This window comes from Mesorhizobium sp. CA8 (assembly GCF_020164955.1).
GTDB lineage: Bacteria > Pseudomonadota > Alphaproteobacteria > Rhizobiales > Rhizobiaceae > Mesorhizobium.
The window spans coordinates 154,523-171,776 of sequence record NZ_JAIUHG010000011.1; the positions used below are offsets into that span (position 1 = coordinate 154,523).

At 64.8% G+C, this 17,254-nt stretch carries 15 protein-coding genes; 6 read left to right on the forward strand and 9 right to left on the reverse strand.

Translation table 11 applies throughout. The features are described from left to right. Positions 1 to 73 precede the first annotated feature (73 nt). The 5 genes from LB553_RS14795 to LB553_RS14815 form a co-directional block, all read right to left on the reverse strand. Complete coding sequence (locus LB553_RS14795) at positions 74 to 889, reverse strand: ABC transporter permease (RefSeq protein WP_201413112.1); 816 nt, start codon at positions 887 to 889, stop codon at positions 74 to 76. Beyond that, complete coding sequence (locus LB553_RS14800) at positions 879 to 1,844, reverse strand: ABC transporter permease (protein ID WP_412033339.1); 966 nt, start codon at positions 1,842 to 1,844, stop codon at positions 879 to 881. Before LB553_RS14800 ends, LB553_RS14795 begins: the two co-directional genes overlap by 11 nt. Positions 1,845 to 1,905: 61 nt before the next feature. Next, entirely contained in the window at positions 1,906 to 2,904 is a 999-nt protein-coding gene (locus tag LB553_RS14805; RefSeq protein WP_224514284.1) for an ABC transporter ATP-binding protein, read from the reverse strand. Between the two features lie 179 nt (positions 2,905 to 3,083). Next, positions 3,084 to 4,238, reverse strand: coding sequence for an ABC transporter substrate-binding protein (locus LB553_RS14810; RefSeq protein WP_224514323.1), 1,155 nt, complete (start codon positions 4,236 to 4,238; stop codon positions 3,084 to 3,086). Positions 4,239 to 4,370: 132 nt separating this feature from the next. Continuing rightward, entirely contained in the window at positions 4,371 to 5,282 is a 912-nt protein-coding gene (locus LB553_RS14815; protein WP_224514285.1) for a LysR substrate-binding domain-containing protein, read from the reverse strand. An 86-nt stretch (positions 5,283 to 5,368) separates the two neighbouring features. Between LB553_RS14815 and LB553_RS14820 the strand changes: the two genes are divergently transcribed. Together LB553_RS14820 and LB553_RS14825 are read left to right on the forward strand one after the other, a co-directional pair. Continuing rightward, a complete protein-coding gene (locus tag LB553_RS14820) occupies positions 5,369 to 5,818 on the forward strand; it encodes an RrF2 family transcriptional regulator (protein WP_224514286.1) in 450 nt (149 codons plus the stop codon). Beyond that, positions 5,808 to 6,704, forward strand: a complete 897-nt coding sequence (locus tag LB553_RS14825; protein ID WP_224514287.1) for an NAD(P)/FAD-dependent oxidoreductase — start codon at positions 5,808 to 5,810, stop codon at positions 6,702 to 6,704. The genes LB553_RS14820 and LB553_RS14825 overlap by 11 nt, the downstream gene beginning before the upstream one ends. 23 nt (positions 6,705 to 6,727) lie before the next feature. Here the strand turns inward: LB553_RS14825 and LB553_RS14830 are convergent, their stop codons facing one another. Further along, on the reverse strand, positions 6,728 to 7,492 hold the full coding sequence (locus LB553_RS14830) for a DeoR/GlpR family DNA-binding transcription regulator (RefSeq protein ID WP_224514288.1): 765 nt from the start codon (positions 7,490 to 7,492) through the stop codon (positions 6,728 to 6,730). A 387-nt stretch (positions 7,493 to 7,879) separates the two neighbouring features. Between LB553_RS14830 and LB553_RS14835 the strand changes: the two genes are divergently transcribed. Continuing rightward, a complete protein-coding gene (locus LB553_RS14835; protein WP_224514289.1) occupies positions 7,880 to 8,764 on the forward strand; it encodes a phosphotransferase in 885 nt (294 codons plus the stop codon). Next, the gene (locus LB553_RS14840) at positions 8,761 to 11,214 is read left to right on the forward strand and encodes a GcvT family protein (RefSeq protein WP_224514290.1); all 2,454 of its coding nucleotides are present in this window, start codon (positions 8,761 to 8,763) and stop codon (positions 11,212 to 11,214) included. The genes LB553_RS14835 and LB553_RS14840 overlap by 4 nt, the downstream gene beginning before the upstream one ends. A gap of 15 nt (positions 11,215 to 11,229) precedes the next feature. Here the strand turns inward: LB553_RS14840 and LB553_RS14845 are convergent, their stop codons facing one another. Beyond that, the gene (locus tag LB553_RS14845) at positions 11,230 to 11,862 is read right to left on the reverse strand and encodes a class I SAM-dependent DNA methyltransferase (protein WP_224514291.1); all 633 of its coding nucleotides are present in this window, start codon (positions 11,860 to 11,862) and stop codon (positions 11,230 to 11,232) included. A 96-nt stretch (positions 11,863 to 11,958) separates the two neighbouring features. Here LB553_RS14845 and LB553_RS14850 point away from each other — a divergent pair, with 96 nt between their 5' ends. Further along, positions 11,959 to 12,861, forward strand: a complete 903-nt coding sequence (locus LB553_RS14850; protein WP_224514292.1) for a phosphotransferase family protein — start codon at positions 11,959 to 11,961, stop codon at positions 12,859 to 12,861. Positions 12,862 to 12,876: 15 nt separating this feature from the next. Here the strand turns inward: LB553_RS14850 and LB553_RS14855 are convergent, their stop codons facing one another. Together LB553_RS14855 and LB553_RS14860 are read right to left on the reverse strand one after the other, a co-directional pair. Beyond that, positions 12,877 to 13,797: a DMT family transporter gene (locus LB553_RS14855; protein ID WP_224514293.1), complete on the reverse strand. Its 921-nt coding sequence runs from the start codon at positions 13,795 to 13,797 to the stop codon at positions 12,877 to 12,879. 81 nt (positions 13,798 to 13,878) lie between these two features. After that, positions 13,879 to 15,159 carry an amidohydrolase family protein gene (locus LB553_RS14860; RefSeq protein ID WP_224514295.1) on the reverse strand — a complete coding sequence of 427 codons (1,281 nt, stop codon included), beginning with the start codon at positions 15,157 to 15,159 and terminating at the stop codon, positions 13,879 to 13,881. Positions 15,160 to 15,336: 177 nt separating this feature from the next. Here LB553_RS14860 and LB553_RS14865 point away from each other — a divergent pair, with 177 nt between their 5' ends. Beyond that, complete coding sequence (locus LB553_RS14865; protein WP_224514298.1) at positions 15,337 to 17,091, forward strand: ABC transporter ATP-binding protein; 1,755 nt, start codon at positions 15,337 to 15,339, stop codon at positions 17,089 to 17,091. Positions 17,092 to 17,254: the final 163 nt, after the last annotated feature.

Consider the following 17,254-nt stretch of genomic DNA (forward strand, 5'->3'; position numbering starts at 1 on the left):
GAATAGGGAGTAGCGAATAGCGAGTAGGTTTGATCATCGATTTCCCTACTCGCCACTCCCTATTCGCTGTTTTTCATTTTCCACTCCCGGCGATCTGGTCGCCGTCGCGGGTCAGGTAATAGGCAAGAAGGATCGGCAGCAGCGTCACCAGCACGACGACCATCGCCACGACATTTGTGACTGGGCGCTGGCGCGGGCGGATCAGTTCCTCCAGCATCCAGATCGGCACGGTCTGCTGCTGGCCGGCGGTGAAGGTGGTGACGATGACCTCGTCGAAGGACAGCGCGAAGGCGAGCATCCCGCCGGCGAGCAATGCGGTTGCGATGTTCGGCAGCACGACATGGCGGAAGGTCTGAAAACCGTCGGCGCCAAGATCCATCGAGGCCTCGATCATCGAGCCCGAGGTGCGGCGGAAGCGGGCGACGGCGTTGTTGTAGACGACGACCACGCAGAAGGTCGCGTGACCGAGCACGATCGTCCAGAACGAGAACGGGATGTCGGCGAGCGCGAAAGCGGAGCGCAGGGCGATGCCGGTGATGATGCCGGGCAGCGCGATCGGCAGGATGACCAGCAGAGAGATGGCCTCGCGGCCGAAGAAGCGCGTCTGCGAGACGGCCGCGGCGCAAAGCGTGCCGAGCACCAGCGCGATCGCCGTCGAGATGGCGGCGACGCGGACCGACAGCGACAGCGCATCCCATACGTCCGGCCGGTTCCAGGTGACGGCGAACCATTGCGTGGTCAGTCCCGGCGGCGGCCAGACGAAACTCTTCTCCTCCGTCGTGAAGGCGTAGACGAAGATCAGCAGGATCGGCAGGTGCAGGAAGAGCAAGCCGCAGGCGGCGGCGATCTTCAGGCCGAGCGGAGCGGATTGACCACGGTCAGAGCGCATCGAAAGCCCCCATGCGCTTGGCGCCCCAGAGGTAGAAGCCCATGATGACGATGGGCACCACGGTGAAGGCGGCGGCCAAAGGAATGTTGCCGGCGGTGCCCTGCTGCGAATAGACGGCCTGGCCGATGAAGAGGCGCGAGGTGCCGATGATCTGCGGGATGATGTAGTCGCCGAGCGTCAGTGAGAAGGTGAAGATCGACCCGGCGACGATGCCGGGCAGCGCCAGCGGGAACAGCACATTGCGGAAGGTCTGTGCCGGCGAGGCGCCGAGATCGGACGAGGCCTCGACCAGATTGCCGGGCACGCGTTCCAGCGCCGCCTGCACCGGCAGGATCATGAAAGGCAGCCAGACATAGACGAAGACGATGAAGGTGCCGGTGAAAGAGACCGACAGCGAATTGCCACCGACGATGGGCAGCGACAGCCAGGCGTCGAGCAGCCACAGAAGGTTCAGCTTGGCGAGCAGCCAGGTGAGGATGCCTTCCTTGGCCAGGATCAGCTTCCAGGCGTAGATCTTGACCAGGTAGCTCGACCACAGCGGCAGCATGACGCCGAGATAGAACAGCGCCTTCCAGCGGCCGCGCGCATAGCGCGCAGCATAATAGGCAATGGGGAAAGCGATGATCGCCGAAGCAAGCGTGACCAGCGCCGCCATCGTCACCGTGCGCAGGATGATGTCGAGATTGGCGGCCTGAAACAGGTCGCCATAGGTCTTCAGCGTGAACTTACGGTTGATGAGGCCGGAGAACTCGTCGATCGAGAAGAAGCTCTGCAGGAGCAGCGCGAAGAGCGAGCCGATATAGACAATGCCCAACCACAGAAGCGGCGGCGACAGCATGAGCAGCAGCAGGAGTTTCGGGCGGCGCCAGAAGAGGTCGGAGAACGCGCCGCGCATGCCGCCGCTGCCGGGCAGTATGGCGGGCGTGGGGTTGGATTGAACAGCGGCGATGGTCATGGCGCCGCCGCGTGTTGAACGGGATCAGGGGAGAGGCCGCGATCCTTCGCGCAAACCGTTCTCATGCCGGCTCGTCCATCAGATGCAGACTGTCGCGGTTGAAGGTCAGCACCACCGCTTCACCCTCCGCCGGCAGCGCCGCTCCCGCCGGCACCATGGCGTGCAGCCTCAGCCCGTCGGCATCGAGCGCGAGCCTGGTCGTGGCGCCGAGATAATTCGTGCCGACAAGGCGGGCAGCAACGCCGTCGCCGCTTGCCGCGCCTGAAATGCGGATCGACTCCGGGCGCAAGCTCCCCCAGCGGTGCTGGCCGGAATAGCGCTGGACGAAATCCGGCGGCAGCACGTTGGACGAGCCGACGAAATCGGCGACGAAGCGCGTGTTCGGGCGCCGGTAGATATCCTCTGGCGTGCCGACCTGCATGATCCTGCCGTCGTTGAAGACGGCGACGCGGTCGGCCATGGACAGCGCCTCGCCCTGGTCGTGGGTGACGAAGACGAAGGTGATGCCGAGCACTTTCTGCAGCGACTTCAATTCCTCCTGCATGTTCTCGCGCAGCTTGAGGTCGAGCGCGCCGAGCGGCTCGTCGAGCAAAAGCACCTTGGGCTGGTTGACCAGCGCGCGGGCGAGCGCGACGCGCTGGCGCTGGCCGCCGGAGAGCTGTCCGGGACGGCGCGCGCCATAGCCCGGCAGGCGCACCAGCGACAGCGCCTCCTCCGCAGCTTTCAGCCGCTCGGTCCTGCCGACGCCCCTGACCATCAGCCCGTAAGCGACGTTGTCGAGCACGTTGAGATGCGGGAACAGCGCGTAGTCCTGGAAGACGGTGTTGACGTTGCGGCGATAGGGCGGAACGCCTTCGGCGCGCTCGCCGAAGATCGAGATCGAGCCTGCCGTCGGCTGCTCGAAGCCGGCAATCAGCCTGAGGCACGTCGTTTTGCCGGAACCGGATGGTCCTAGCATGGCGAAGAATTCGCCAGGCGCGATGTCGAGATCGACCGCGTCGACCGCGCGCACGCTGCCGAAATGGCGCGAGACTTGTTTGAAGGAAACGGCAGAGGTCATGGGCTCAGTCAGTTCAGTTGCCGGTTAAACGAAGGCGAGTTCGCACGGCGCCCTACCTCCCCCTCGCTGGGGGAGGTCGCGGCGAAGCCGCGGGTGGGGGTGGTTGGCGCCAACGTCCATGCTGACCCCACCCCGACGCTACGCGTCGACCCTCCCCACAAGGAGGAGGGTAAGGGAGCTCACCGTCCGCCGATGACGCCGATATAATCCGACACCCAGCGGTAATAGGGCACGCACTGGTCGTTCTGGCTGGCGCATTTCGACACCGGCGTTTTCCAGAACTTGATCTTGTCGAAATTCTCGTAGCCGTTGGTCTTGCAGCCTTCGTCGCCGAGCAGCTCGTTGCCCTTGCAGGCGGCGGGCACGACCGGCAGCGAGCCGAACCAGGCCGAGACGTCGCCCTGCACTTTCGGCGACAGGGAATGCTCGAGCCACATATAGGCGCAGTTCGGATGGGCGGCGTCGGCTTCCATCATGGTGGTGTCGGCCCAGCCGGTGACGCCCTCTTGCGGCACGGTCGAGGCGACCGGTTTCTTGGCGGCGACCAGGGTGTTCACCTGATAAGGCCACGAGCCGGAAGCGACCACGCCCTCGTTCTGGAAGTCGTCGACCTGGATCGCGGCATCGTGCCAGTAGCGGCCGACCAGCGTCCGCTGCGTGCGCAACAGATCGAGCGCCGCCTTGTACTGGTCCTCGTTGAGCTCGTAAGGATCCTTGATGCCGAGCTCCGGCTTGTGGAACATCAGATAGTTGGCGGCGTCGGCGATGTGGATCGGGCCGTCATAGGCCTGGACGCGGCCCTTGTTCGACTTGCCGTCGGGCAGCTTCATCTCCTCGAAGACGACATTCCAGCTCTTGGGCGCTTCCTTGAAGACGTCGGTGTTGTACATCAGGATGTTCGGGCCCCACTGATAGGGTACGCCGTAATGCACCTTGTCGACGGTGAACCAGGGCGCGTCCTTCAGGCGGTCGTCGACGGTCTTCCAGCTCGGGATGAGATCGGTGTTGATCGGCTGCACGCGCTTGCCGGCGACGAGGCGCAGCGAAGCATCACCCGAAGCGGTGACGAGGTCGAAGCCGCCCTCGTTCATCAGCGAGACCATCTCGTCCGAGGTGTTGGCGGTCTTGACGTTGACCTTGCAGCCGCTTTCCTTCTCGAAAGCCGTCACCCAGTCGTAGTTCTTGTCGGTCTCGCCGCGCTCGATATAGCCGGGCCAGGCAACGATGTTGACCTCGCCCTCGCCCTTGCCGAGCTCCTTGACCTGGGCGATGGCCTGACCCGAGAAGGTCAGCGCAACCGTCAACGCCGTGCATGACTTCAGGAATGCATTCATCATCGATCTCCCATGCTAGGGGCAGCAGCGCTCTCAGGGCGCGGCTTTGTTCCCTGAGCGAAAGGTGCTTTGAAAAATCCGGTTTCGCAAATTCATTTATCAGAAGGCCGATATCGGTTTTTCCGATAGATATCAAAGCCGCTGCCGCGCCATTCGCTGCGATTGCGCAAGGCCGATGAAATCGCGCGCGGCCTGCGGCAGGCCGGAGCCGCGGCGCCAGACGGTGCCGACCTGGACGACCGGCAGCGAACCGGAAATGTCGCGCGATTCGATGCGGTCGCCTTCCAGAGACCAGGGCCGGTAGACAAGGTCGGGCAGCAGCGCCACACCGGCGCCGGTGGCGACCAGGCTGCGCACCGCTTCCACCGAACGCGTACGGAAGGCGACATGCGGCCGGGCGCCGATCGCCGACAGCAGCTTGCCGGTGTTCTCCTCGATCTCGTCGACGGTGAGCATGATCAGCGGTTCGGAGGCGATATCGCCGATCGAGATAATGTCGGCGCTGACGAGCCGGTGGCTGAGCGGGATCCACAGCCTGTAGGCCGAGACTTCCAGGATCTCCGACTGCAGTGCGGTGCGGTCGCGCAAGTTGGACGTGACCATGACGGCGATGTCCAGCTTGCCGCCGACCAGAAGGTGCTCGAGATAGTCGCCATTGTCCTCGATGGCGGAGACCTCGACGCCGGGATAGGCGCGGCGGTAGCGGGCGAGCAGATCGGACAGAACATAGCCGGCGACCAGCGAGGTGACGCCGAGCTGCAGCCGCCCGCCGGCGGCGGCCTGCTCGCTGGAGAAAGACCGGCGCGCATCCGACACATCGGCCAGGATCTTGGTCGCGTGGCGCAGGAACTGGTGGCCCTTGTGGGTGATGTTGAGGCCGCGTGGGTGGCGCTCGAAGAGCTCGACGCCGAGGTCGCTCTCCAATTCCTTGATCGCCTCGGTGACCGAGGACTGGGAAATCGACAGGTTCTGCGCGGCGCCCGAGACAGTGCCCTGCTCGGCGACGGCGACGAAAAACTGCAATTGGCGGATGGTGAAGGCCATGGCCGGACTAAACACCGGCCAATGCGGTGCTGTGAAGTGAGCAAGTGCAAACTTGACGACTTCCGATTCGTAACTAACTAAGTTACATGAGACGCAACAGCCGATTGTCCTCGACTCTGCATATCCTGGTCCACATGGCCGACGCGCCGGACCGGGCGCTGACCTCCGAAGAGCTTGCCGGCTTCATCCACACCAATCCGGTGGTGGTGCGCCGCACCATCGCCGGGCTGCGCGAGGCCGGCATCGTCACCTCGTCGCGCGGCCATGGCGGGGGATGGCAGCTCGGCCGCGCGCCGGACAGGATTTCGCTGGCCGAGATCAGCGCCGCGCTCGGCGAGACGCTTTTGCCCTTCAGCACCGAGCCGGAAAGCCCCGGATGCCTGGTCGAGCAGGCGGTGATCGCTGTGCTCGACGATTTTCGCCTGGAGGCGGAAAGGCTGCTCGCCGAAAGGCTAAGCCATATCACGCTGGCCGACCTGACGGCCGATTTCCGCCGCCGTTATGACCTGATTGGAGTATCCAGCCATGCAGTATGATGTCATCGTCGTCGGCTGCAGCTTTGCCGGCCTCTCCGCCGCCATGTATGCGGCGCGGGGCCGACGCAAGGTGCTGGTGATCGATGCCGGGCAGCCGCGGAACCGCTTCGCTGAACGTTCGCATGGATTCTTCGGCCATGACGGACGGGCGCCGGCGGAAATTCTCGGCGAGGCCAAGGCACAGCTGCTCGCCTATCCCGCCGTCACGGTGATCGAGGGCCGCGCCGAGCGAGCCGCAATCGCCGGCGCCGGCTTCGAGGTTGAGATAGACAATGGCGAGGGTTTCGGCGCGACGCGGCTGGTGCTCGCCACCGGCGTCCGGGACATCCTCTCGGACGTGCCCGGGCTGGCCGCGCACTGGGGCAAGACGGTGCTGCATTGCCCCTATTGCCACGGCTACGAGGTGGCCGGCGGGCCGCTCGGCGTGCTGGCGACCGGACCGATGTCGCTGCACCAGGCAGAACTGAACTCTGACTGGGGCGATGTCACGCTGTTCGCCGACGGGCTGTTCGAACCGGACGCTGACCAGGCGCGGATATTGGAGAAGCGCAACATCCGGTTCGAGCTCACCAAGGTGAGCGAAGTGCAGGACGACAGGTCCGGCGGTCTGGTCGTCAGGCTGGACGGGAATCGCAGTGCAAGCGTGCGGGCGCTGTTCACCGCGCCGCGCAACGTGATGGCAAGCCCGCTCGCCGAGCAGCTTGGCTGCGCCTTCAACGAAGGTCCGCTCGGCCGGGCGATCGTCGTGAACGACAAGCAGCAGACGTCGGTGCCCGGCATCTTCGCGGCCGGAGACGCCGCGCGCCTGATGCACAATATCGCCTTCGCGGTATCCGGCGGCGCGATGGCCGGGGTTGCGGCGCACCAGTCGCTGGTGTTCGGGTAGTTGCTTCCCGTCCCCCGGCAGGGTCAGGCCGTCGCAATGGTCAAGCGCGCGCCGGCATGGCTCAGCGCGGCGGCTATGTCGGGCGGCGGCGGCTGGTCGGTGACGAGCTCGGAAAAGCCGTCGAAGCCGCAGACCCGGACCAGGCCCTGGCGGCCGAACTTGGTATGGTCGGTGACGACCAGCGAGCGCTGGCCGCGCGACAGCACCATGCGGGCGAACTCCGCCTCCTCCAGCTCGTAGTCGGTCAGGCCGGCGGCGGCATCGACCGCGCCGATCGAGATCACCGCGTGATCGACCGAAAAGCGGCTGACGAACTCAATCGCCGAAATGCCGAAAGCCGCGCCCGAATCGCTACGCAGCTCGCCGCCGGCCATATAGACCTTGTTGCCGTTCACCGTCGCCAGCGTGCGGGCAATGTCGGAGGAATTGGTGACCACCGTCAGCCGGCGATGGCCGAGCAGCTCTCGCGCCAGGAAGGAGGTGGTCGTGCCGGTATCGAGCATGATCGCCTCGCCATCGCGGATCGTGGCCGCGACCATCCTGGCGATCAGGCGCTTGGCTTCGGCATTCTCGCGCATGCGCCGCTCGAACGGCGCCTCGGCAACGATCGAGGAAAGGCCAACGGCGCCATGCATCTTCAGCACCGACCCGTCATCGGCGAGCGGCTTGACGTCGCGCCGCACGGTTTCCAGCGAGACGCCGAGCCGCTCGGCAAGGCTGGCTATGGTGATCGTGCCCTCCTCGCTGAGGAGCCGCAGGATTTCGCCGTGCCGTTTCGAATGGATCATCGGGGCGTCCGGGAATTTTGACCGAATTTAAGGCTTTGGCAACGCTTTGAAAGGAGTCGCTTATGTTTTCGGGCAAAACACCCAAAAAAGGTCACAGCTTTTGGATTGACAGCGCTGCCACGCTGGCATGACATTGACCTTGTGACAGGCTCGGAACTGCCGCGGGAGGGTGATGGCAGAGCCGCAACCTAGTGACCAGATCGCCTGGAACCAGCCGGGCGCGAGCTTTTATCGAATCCGCGGGGGCGGATGCCGGGATATCATACCTGGCCAAGGGGCTCGTCGGTGCGGTGCGGGATACCGATCCTGGCGTCTCGCACCGACGAGGCTTTTTTATTTCGTTCCATCGTCGTTGTCAGCGGGGCCAGTTGAGGCCGGAGCGAAGCTGTGAGTGCCGAAGACCGCATCCGCGCCTTGCCGTGCTGGAAAGGCGGCATCGAGATCGAGCCGCTGCCGGGCGGCCTCAGCAACGCCAATTATGTCGTCACGGATGCGGCCGGGCGGCATGTCGTGCGCTTCGGCCAGGACTTCCCGTTCCACCATGTCTTTCGCGAGCGCGAGGTGATGACGGCGCGGGCGGCGCATGCGGCGGGCTTCGCGCCGGCCGTGCACTATGCCGAGCCCGGCATCCTGGTGACGGAATTCCTCGGCGCCAGGACCTTCCTTGCTGAAGACGTGCGGACCAATCTCGGCCGCGTGGCGGCGCTGCTGCGCGGCTTTCATCGCGAGATGCCGAAGCATGTCTCCGGCGCCGGCTTCATGTTCTGGGTGTTCCACGTCATTCGCGACTATGCACGCACGCTGGAGGAGGGCGGCAGCCGCAAGAAGAGTGAGCTGCCACACTATCTGGCCTTGGCCGACGAGCTCGAGCGGGCGCAGAAGCTGCTGCCGATCGTCTTCGGCCACAACGATCTTTTGCCGGCCAATATCCTCGACGACGGCAAGCGGCTGTGGCTGATCGATTTCGAATATGCCGGCTTCAACACCGCGATGTTCGATCTTGCCGGCGCCGCCTCCAATGCCGGCCTGAGCGATGATGAATCCTTCGCCTTCATGACAGCCTATTTCATGAAGGAGCCGGACGGCGAAATCCGCCGCTCGCATGCCGCCATGCAATGCGCCTCGCTGCTGCGCGAAGCGATGTGGAGCATGGTTTCCGAGCTTTATCTCGACGCGCCCGGCATCGACTATGTCGCCTATACCGAGGAAAACCTCGTCCGGCTCGACGCGGCGCTGGAGAACTACCGGACGAAATACGGGACCAAGTCATGACCTTGCCCAGCCATGCCGAAATCGTCGTCATCGGCGGCGGCATCATCGGCTGTTCCACAGCCTATCATCTGGCGCGCGACCACAAGGCCGATGTGGTGCTGCTCGAGCAGGGCAAGCTGACTTCCGGCTCGACCTGGCACGCCGCCGGGCTTGTCGGGCAGTTGCGCTCGTCGGCCTCGATCACGCGCGTGCTCAAATATTCGGTCGAGCTCTACAAGGGTCTTGAGGCCGAGACAGGCCTGGCGACCGGGTGGAAGATGACCGGCTGCCTGCGGCTGGCGACGAACGCCGACCGCTGGACCGAGTTCAAGCGGCTGGCGACCACGGCCAAAAGCTTCGGCATGGACATGCAGCTTCTGTCGCCGGCGGAGGTGAAGCGAATGTGGCCGCTAATGGAGACCAGCGACCTGGTCGGCGCCTCGTGGCTGCCGACCGACGGGCAGGCAAGCCCCTCAGACATTGCCCAGTCGCTCGCCAAGGGCGCGCGCCTGCATGGCGCAAAACTGTTCGAGGACGTGCGCGTCACCGGCTTCACGATGAAGGACGGCCGCATCACGGTGGTGAAGACTTCGAAAGGCGACATCGCCTGCGAGAAGGTGGTGAACTGCGCCGGGCAATGGGCGCGGCAGGTCGGCGCGATGGCAGGCATCAACGTGCCGCTGCAGCCGGTCAAGCACCAATACATCATCACCGAGAAGATCGAAGGGCTTGCCAACGACGCGCCGACGATCCGCGACCCCGACCGCCGCACCTATTTCAAGGAGGAGGTCGGCGGGCTGGTGATGGGCGGCTATGAGCCGAACCCGCAGGCCTGGGCAACCGGACTTCCCGGCGGCGACGTCCCGAACGACTGGGAGTTCCGCCTGTTCGACGACGACTACGATCATTTCGAGCAGCACATGACGCAGGCGATCGCGCGAGTTCCAGCTCTGCAAACCGCCGGCGTCAAGCAGATGATCAATGGACCGGAAAGTTTCACGCCAGACGGCAATTTCATCCTCGGCGTGGCGCCGGAATGTTCCAACATGTTCGTCGGCGCAGGCTTCAACGCCTTCGGCATCGCGTCTGGCGGCGGCGCCGGCTGGGTGCTCGCGCAATGGGTGGTCGACGGCGAGGCCCCGCTCGACCTCTGGGTTGTCGACATAAGGCGTTTTTCTAGCCTGCATCGCGACCGCGACTGGGTCCGCGACCGCACGCTCGAAGCCTATGGCAAGCATTACACGATCGGCTTCCCGCATGAGGAATATCTGTCCGGGCGGCCGCGCATCGTCTCGCCGCTCTATGAGCGGCTGAAGGCGCATCGCGCCGTGTTCGGTTCCAAGCTCGGCTGGGAACGGCCGAACTGGTTCGCACCGGATGGCGCAGCCGCCGAGGACGTTTATTCGATGGGCCGCCAGAACTGGTTCGGCCCGGTCGGCGACGAGCACCGTCATGTGCGCGAGAAGGTGGGCATTTTTGACCAGTCCTCCTTCGCCAAATACGAGCTGACCGGCAGCGATGCGCTGAAGGCGCTCGATTGGGTCTGCGCCAACGACGTCAACAAGCCGGTCGGCCGGCTGACCTACACGCAGCTTCTCAACACGCGCGGCGGCATCGAGGCGGACCTCACCGTGTCGCGGCTTGGCGAGGACCGCTTCTACATCGTGACCGGCACCGGCTTCCGCACGCATGACCTGTCCTGGATCCGCGACCATATCGGCTCCGGCCTCGACGCCAGGCTGACCGACGTCACCGAGGATTTCGGCACGCTGTCGCTGATGGGACCGCGCGCCCGCGGCGTGCTCTCGGCGGTGACGGAGGCCGACGTCTCGAATGCCGCCTTCCCCTTCGGCCATGCGCGCGAAATCCAGATTGCCGGCCATAGCGTGAAGGCGCTGCGCGTCACCTATGTCGGCGAGCTCGGCTGGGAGCTGCATGTGCCGATCGCGGCTACCGGTGAGGTTTTCGATGCGCTGATGGCGGGAGGTAAGGCGCATGGCATCCGCCCGGTCGGCTACCGGGCGCTGGAGTCGCTCAGGCTGGAAAAGGGCTATCGCGCCTGGGGTTCCGACATCACGCCGAACGACACGCCCCTTGAAGCGGGGCTTGGCTGGGCGGTAAAGCTTCGCAGGAACACCGACTTTGTCGGGCGGAGCGCGCTGGAGAAAGCGGCCGGCAAGGCGCCGGCGAAACGCTTTGCCGGCTTCACGGTGGACGAGCCGGGGATCGTGCTGGTCGGGCGCGAGACGATCCTGCGCAATGGCGAGCCCGTCGGCTATCTGACTAGCGGCGGCTACGGCTACACGGTGGAGAAGAACATCGGCTACGGCTATGTGCGCAATGCCGACGGCGTCAGCGACGAGTTCCTCGCCTCAGGCGACTATGAGCTGGTGGTGGCGATGGAACGCACGCCGGCAAAAATCCATCTCGAGCCGCTGTACGATCCGGCCGGGACGAAGATAAAGGCCTGATCCGCGCAGCGCAGGTCAGCCGACGCGTAGCGCCAGACAACGGCTCGGCACGGGGTCACCCTCGCCGGGCATCGAGGCATAAGGCCGTGTCTCTTCGAGGCGGCTTATCGTGCCACGCGCTTCCAGCTCGGCGATCCGCCCGGCGAAACCGGCATCCCATAGCGTGTTCTTCACCGTCAGCACGATGACGCCGCCTCGGCGGCAGATGCGGATCAACTCGTCCAGGCCCTCGACCCCGACATGGCCAGAGGTGAAGACACCGGCCGAGACGATGCCGCCATAGGCGTCGTCGGCGAAGGGCAGAGCATCGCCCATCGCCAGGCGATGCAGCGCCGTATAGACGCCCTTGGCGCCGGCCTTGTCCAGCATGCCTTGCGAGATGTCGAGTGCCTCGACCCTCGGATAGCCGGTGATGGCCAGCCATTCGCCGATCAGGCCGGTGCCGGCGCCGGCATCGAGCAAGGGTTCGGCGCCGCGCGGCAAATGGCGGGTAAGCAGCGCCAGGCAGATCGTCGGGTGGCGATAGCCGGCGGACGACATGTCGGCGTCATAGGTCGCGGCCCAACTGTCATAGACCGCGGCCACTTCCTCCGGCCGCTTGGCGGCGTAGGCCGCGCTTAGCGCGTTGTTTTGCTTGCCGTCCGCCATTTCTGCTCCCGCCGCCGAATCGTACCAGCAATGGTAGCCAAGCGGCAAAAACTGTGGAACCGTTCCGCTATAAAACATCGTGTGATGGTAAAGGGGATGACGATGGACGAGGCGCGCGCCGCGTTGGCCACCATTCCGGCGCTGGCAGGCTATGACGGGCCGCTGGAGCGTTTGGCCGGCCTGACCAACATGGTCTACAGGGCCGGCGAAGTGTGTCTGCGCATTCCCGGCAAGGGTACGGAAGAATATATCAACCGCGCCAACGAGGCGGTGGCAGCACGCGAAGCGGCCAGGGCCGGAGTCAGCCCCGAAGTGCTTTATGCCGATCCCGCGTCCGGCCTGATGGCGACGCGCTTTATCGCCGGCGCCGAGACGATGTCGCCGGAGAAATTCAAGGCGCGGCCGGGCAGCCCGACGCGTGCGGGCAAGGCCTTCCGGAAGCTGCATTCATCGGGCGCCGTGTTTCCCTTCCGCTTCGAGCTCTTCGCGATGATTGACGACTATCTCAAGGTCTTGTCTACCAAGGACGTGGCGCTGCCTTCCGGCTACCACGATGTGGTGCGCGAGGCAGGCGCGGTGCGCGCGGCGCTTGCCGCGCACCCTATCCCGCTCGCCGCCTGCCATTGCGACCCGCTGTGCGAAAACTTCCTCGATACCGGGGAGCGAATGTGGATCGTCGACTGGGAATATTCCGGGATGAACGATCCGCTGTGGGACCTCGGCGACCTCTCGGTCGAGGGCAAGTTCGATGCGGACCAGGATGAGGAACTGATGAGCGCCTATTTCGCCGGCGAGGCGAGGCCGGCGGAGCGCGGCCGCGTCGTCATCTACAAGGCGATGTGCGACCTGCTCTGGACGCTCTGGGGCCTGATCCAGCTCGCCAACGACAATCCGGTCGACGATTTCCGCGCCTATGCCGACGGCCGCTTCGCCCGCTGCAAGGCGCTGATGGAAACGGCGGAGTTTGCGCGGCATCTCGCCGCCGTGCGAGAGGGCTGAACACAGGCCTGAATCCTAGTTCACGCCCTTCGGCACGTTCTCCGGCGGCACCTCGGTCTCCACCACCTTCTGGCGGTGGAAGATGAACATGCCGGCAAGCACGACGATGGCCGCACCGACCAGGATGCGCGGGCTGGGCACGTCACCGAAGAAGACCAGGCCGAAGACCACCGCCCACAGAAGCAGGCTGTAGTGCAGCGGCGCCAGCGTCGAGGCCGGCGCCAGCTTCAGTGCCCTTGTGATCATCAGATGCGCGGCGCAGGAGACGACGCCGAGCAGAAGCATGGCGCCGAAATCGAGCGCCGAGGGCGTGTTCCAGGCGCCGATGGTGAGCAGGCCGCCGACAATCAGCGTGCCGATCGTCTGCCAGGCGACCAAAGTCGTGTCGCTGGTGCCGCGCAGGAGGCGGCCGAGGATGATGGCGAAGCCGAAGGCGATGCTGCCCACCAGCGCGAAGGCCGACGACAGCGAGAAGGCGGCCGAAGACGGCTTCAAAATGATCAGCACGCCGCAGAAGCCGACCAGGATAGCCAGCCAACGGCGCCAGCCGACCTTTTCGCCGAGCAGGAGGTGCGACAGCGCCGCTACGTAGATCGGCCCCGCCATGTAGAAGCTCATCACGTCGGCGAGCGGCAGGTAGACGACCGCGGCATAGAAAAGCCCGGTATCGGTGGTGGTGGCCACGACGCGCAGGAACTGCAAAAGCGGCCGGTCCATGTGAAACAGCCTGGCCGTGCCCTGGTTGGCGATCATAGGGCCGAGCACGATGAAGGCGCCGATCGAGCGGATCAGCACCACCTGTCCGACGGAGAACGAAGCGACCAGCCATTTGCCCATCGCGTCGTTCAGCGCGAACATGAAGTCGCCAGCCAGCATCAACAGGATGCCGGCGAGCAACATGTTCCTGATCGTGAAATTGCGGGCGAGCGAAGCCATGCCGCTCCCTAGCCGCAAGCGGCCGGTTTGACGAGGGAAAATCGGCTAGCCGGTAAGACCAGCGACGGAAATCGGCTGGTTCTAGCCCGCCCTGTGCCGCCGGTTCACCTGCGCCGGCCGGCCGGCGATCGACAGCCGCGTTTCCTGCTTGGTGCGTTCGGCCACCACCTTGCCCCGGGCGATGACGCAGAGACGTTCGGGACGCAGACGCACGGCTTCGATCGCATTGCCGGCATCGAGCACGACGAGGCTCGCCCGCTTGCCGACGGCAAGGCCCAGATGGTCGAGCCCCATGATGGCGGCATTGACGTTGGTCACCATGTCGAAGCAGCGCGCCATGTCGGCCGGGCTCGACATCTGGGCGACATGGAGGCCCATGAAGGCGACGTCGAGCATGTCGGCGGTGCCCAGCGAATACCAGGGGTCGAGCACGCAATCCTGGCCCCAGCCGACGCGAATGCCGAGCGCCTGCATCTCCTTCACCCGGGTCAGCCCGCGCCGCTTCGGGAAAGTATCGTGGCGCCCCTGCAGCATGATGTTGATCAGCGGGTTGGGGATTGCCGAAACGCCGGCCTCGGCGATGAGCGGCAAAAGCTTCGAGACGTAGTAGTTGTCCATCGAATGCATGGAGGTGAGGTGCGAGCCGGCCACCCTGCCCTGCAGCCCGAGCCGTTGCGTCTCGAAGGCCAGTTGCTCGATATGGCGCGACAGCGGATCGTCGGTCTCGTCGCAATGCATGTCGACCATCAGCCCGCGTTTGGCGGCGATCTCGCAAAGCTCCGTCACCGAGCGGGCGCCGTCGGCCATGGTGCGCTCGAAATGCGGGATGCCGCCGACGATGTCGACGCCCATGTCGAGCGCACGGATGGTGTTCTTCAGCGCAGTCGGCGCGCGATAGAGGCCGTCCTGCGGAAAGGCGACCAACTGCAGGTCGATATAGGGCGCGACGGTTTTCTTCACGTCGAGCAGGGCTTCCACCGCGAGCAGCCGGTCGTCGCAGACGTCGACATGGCTGCGGATGGCGAGCAGGCCCATCGAGACGGCCCAGTCGCAATAGGCGAGAGCGCGCTCGCGCACGGCTTCATGCGTCAAAAGCGGCTTCAGCTCGCCCCATAGCGCGATGCCTTCGAGCAACGTGCCGGAAGCGTTGATGCGCGGAATGCCGTAGGAGAGCGTCGCATCCATGTGGAAATGCGGGTCGACGAACGGCGGCGAGACCAGGTTGCCGCGCGCGTCGATCTCGGTCGGCGCAGAGCCCGGCAGTTTCTGCTCGATCGCACGGATGGTTTCCCCTGCAACGCCGATATCGGCAATCCTGCCGTCCGGCAGCGTGCCGCCGCGCACGATGAGGTCGAAATCCATCTGTCGTCACCCTTTCCCAAGAATCGGCACTCATCGTGTCTGAAAAGACAGTCTGACGCAGCCTTTTCTTTCCCCGGCACCCGAAAGGTTCCATCGCGCCGCAACTCGCTCTATAAGCCGCCTCTCGTCCTCGTGGCGAATCCGAAATTCTTGGCAAGCCAGAGACAGGATCGGCCGTTGTTTCGCTTCTTCCGCTCCACGGAAAACCAGCGCCTCATCGCGAGGCTGGTGAGGGAATCGTTCCACGAGCACAAGTTCGGCTATGGCGCCGCCATAGTGTCGATGCTGGTTGTAGCCGCCATGACCGGGGCCAGCGCCTGGATCCTGCGCGAGATCACCAATGAATTCGTCGTCTTCAAGAGGTTAGACCGCGTCAACCTGATCGCGGCGGGCGTCGCGGCGATTTTCCTGCTCAAGGGCTTTGCCAGCTTCGTCCAGGCCTATTTCATGAGCCGCGTCGGCAATGCCATCATCGCCGACCGGCAGCGCAAGATCTACGATCGCATCCTGGCGCAAGGCATCGAATTCTACCATTCGACCTCGTCGGCCGAGCTGATCGCCCGCATGACCAACAACGCGCAGGCCGCGCGGAGCGTGCTCGACCTCGTCGTCACCTCCTATGTGCGCGACCTGGTAACGTTGATCGTCCTGGTCGGGGTCATGGTCTGGCAACAGCCGGCGCTGTCGCTGATCTGCTTCGTCGCCGGGCCGATTGCCATCTACGGCGTCAACCGCATCCTGAAGCGCGTGCGCAAGATCGCGGCGATGGAATTCATCTCGCTCGGCCAGATCGTGCATGTGATGCAGGAGACGGCGATCGGCGTGCGGGTCGTCAAATCCTTCAATCTGGAAGCCGCGATGCGCAAGCGCATGCACAAGGCGGTTTCGGATGTCGAAACCCGCGCCAACAACATCGCGACGCTGGAAGCCGCCACCAGCCCGGTTATGGAAACGCTTGCCGGTCTGGCGATCGCCGGCGCGGTGCTGGTCAGCGGCCTGCTGGTGCTGCAGGGCGGCCAGATGCCGGGCAACATCATGGCCTTCATCGCGGCACTTCTGCTGGCCTATGAGCCGGCAAAGCGTCTGGCCCGCGTGCGCATCTCGCTCGAGACGGGCATCGTCGGCGTGCGCATGATGTTTCAGCTCGCCGACCGGCCGCTGACGCTCGCCGAGAAACCCGGCGCCACGCCGCTGCAACCCGGTCCCGGCGAAATCCGCTTCGATAATGTCAGCTTCGCCTATCCGGAGAGCCCGCCGGTGTTCGAAGGTTTTGACCTGACGCTCGCGGCCGGCAAGATGACGGCGCTGGTCGGGCCGTCGGGCAGCGGCAAGTCGACGATCCTCAACCTGATCATGCGCATGTACGACCCGCAGACGGGCAGAGTGCTGTTCGACGGCCAGGACATCTCCTTCGCGACGCTCGATTCGCTCAGGCGCAAGATCGCTTATGTCAGCCAGGACACGTTCCTGTTTGCCGGCACGGTCATGCACAATATCCGTCTCGGCCGCGAGGGCGCGACCGACGAGGAGGTGATCGCCGCCGCCAAGGCCGCCAACGCGCATGACTTCATCAGCGCCATGGCCAAAGGCTACGACACGGAGGTCGGCGAGAACGGCTCGCTGCTCTCCGGCGGCCAGCGCCAGCGCATCTCGATCGCGCGCGCCATGCTGCGCAACGCCGAGATCCTGCTGCTCGACGAGGCGACCAGCGCGCTCGACGCCGAGTCGGAAGCGCTGTTCCGCGACGCGCTGCAGCAGCTCACCGTCGGGCGCACGACGATCGTCATCGCGCACCGGTTGTCGACCGTGCACCAGGCCGACACGATCGTGGTGCTGGAAAAGGGCAAAGTGCTGGAAAGCGGCCCGCACAAGACCCTGCTCAAGCAGGGCGGGCTTTACCAGAAGCTTTATGAATATCAGCTGATGCCGTGACGCCAGCTTCCCCTTCTCCCCTTGCGGGCCTGTTGCGTAATTGGCTGGTTGTGATTCTCTGAGAAGGAAGCTCGGAGGGAATCGCAATGGCGGTGAAGCAGACGGGGCAGTTGAGCCTGGCGGAAGCATTTCTGGGCCAGAAGCTTGCAGGTGGATCCTCACC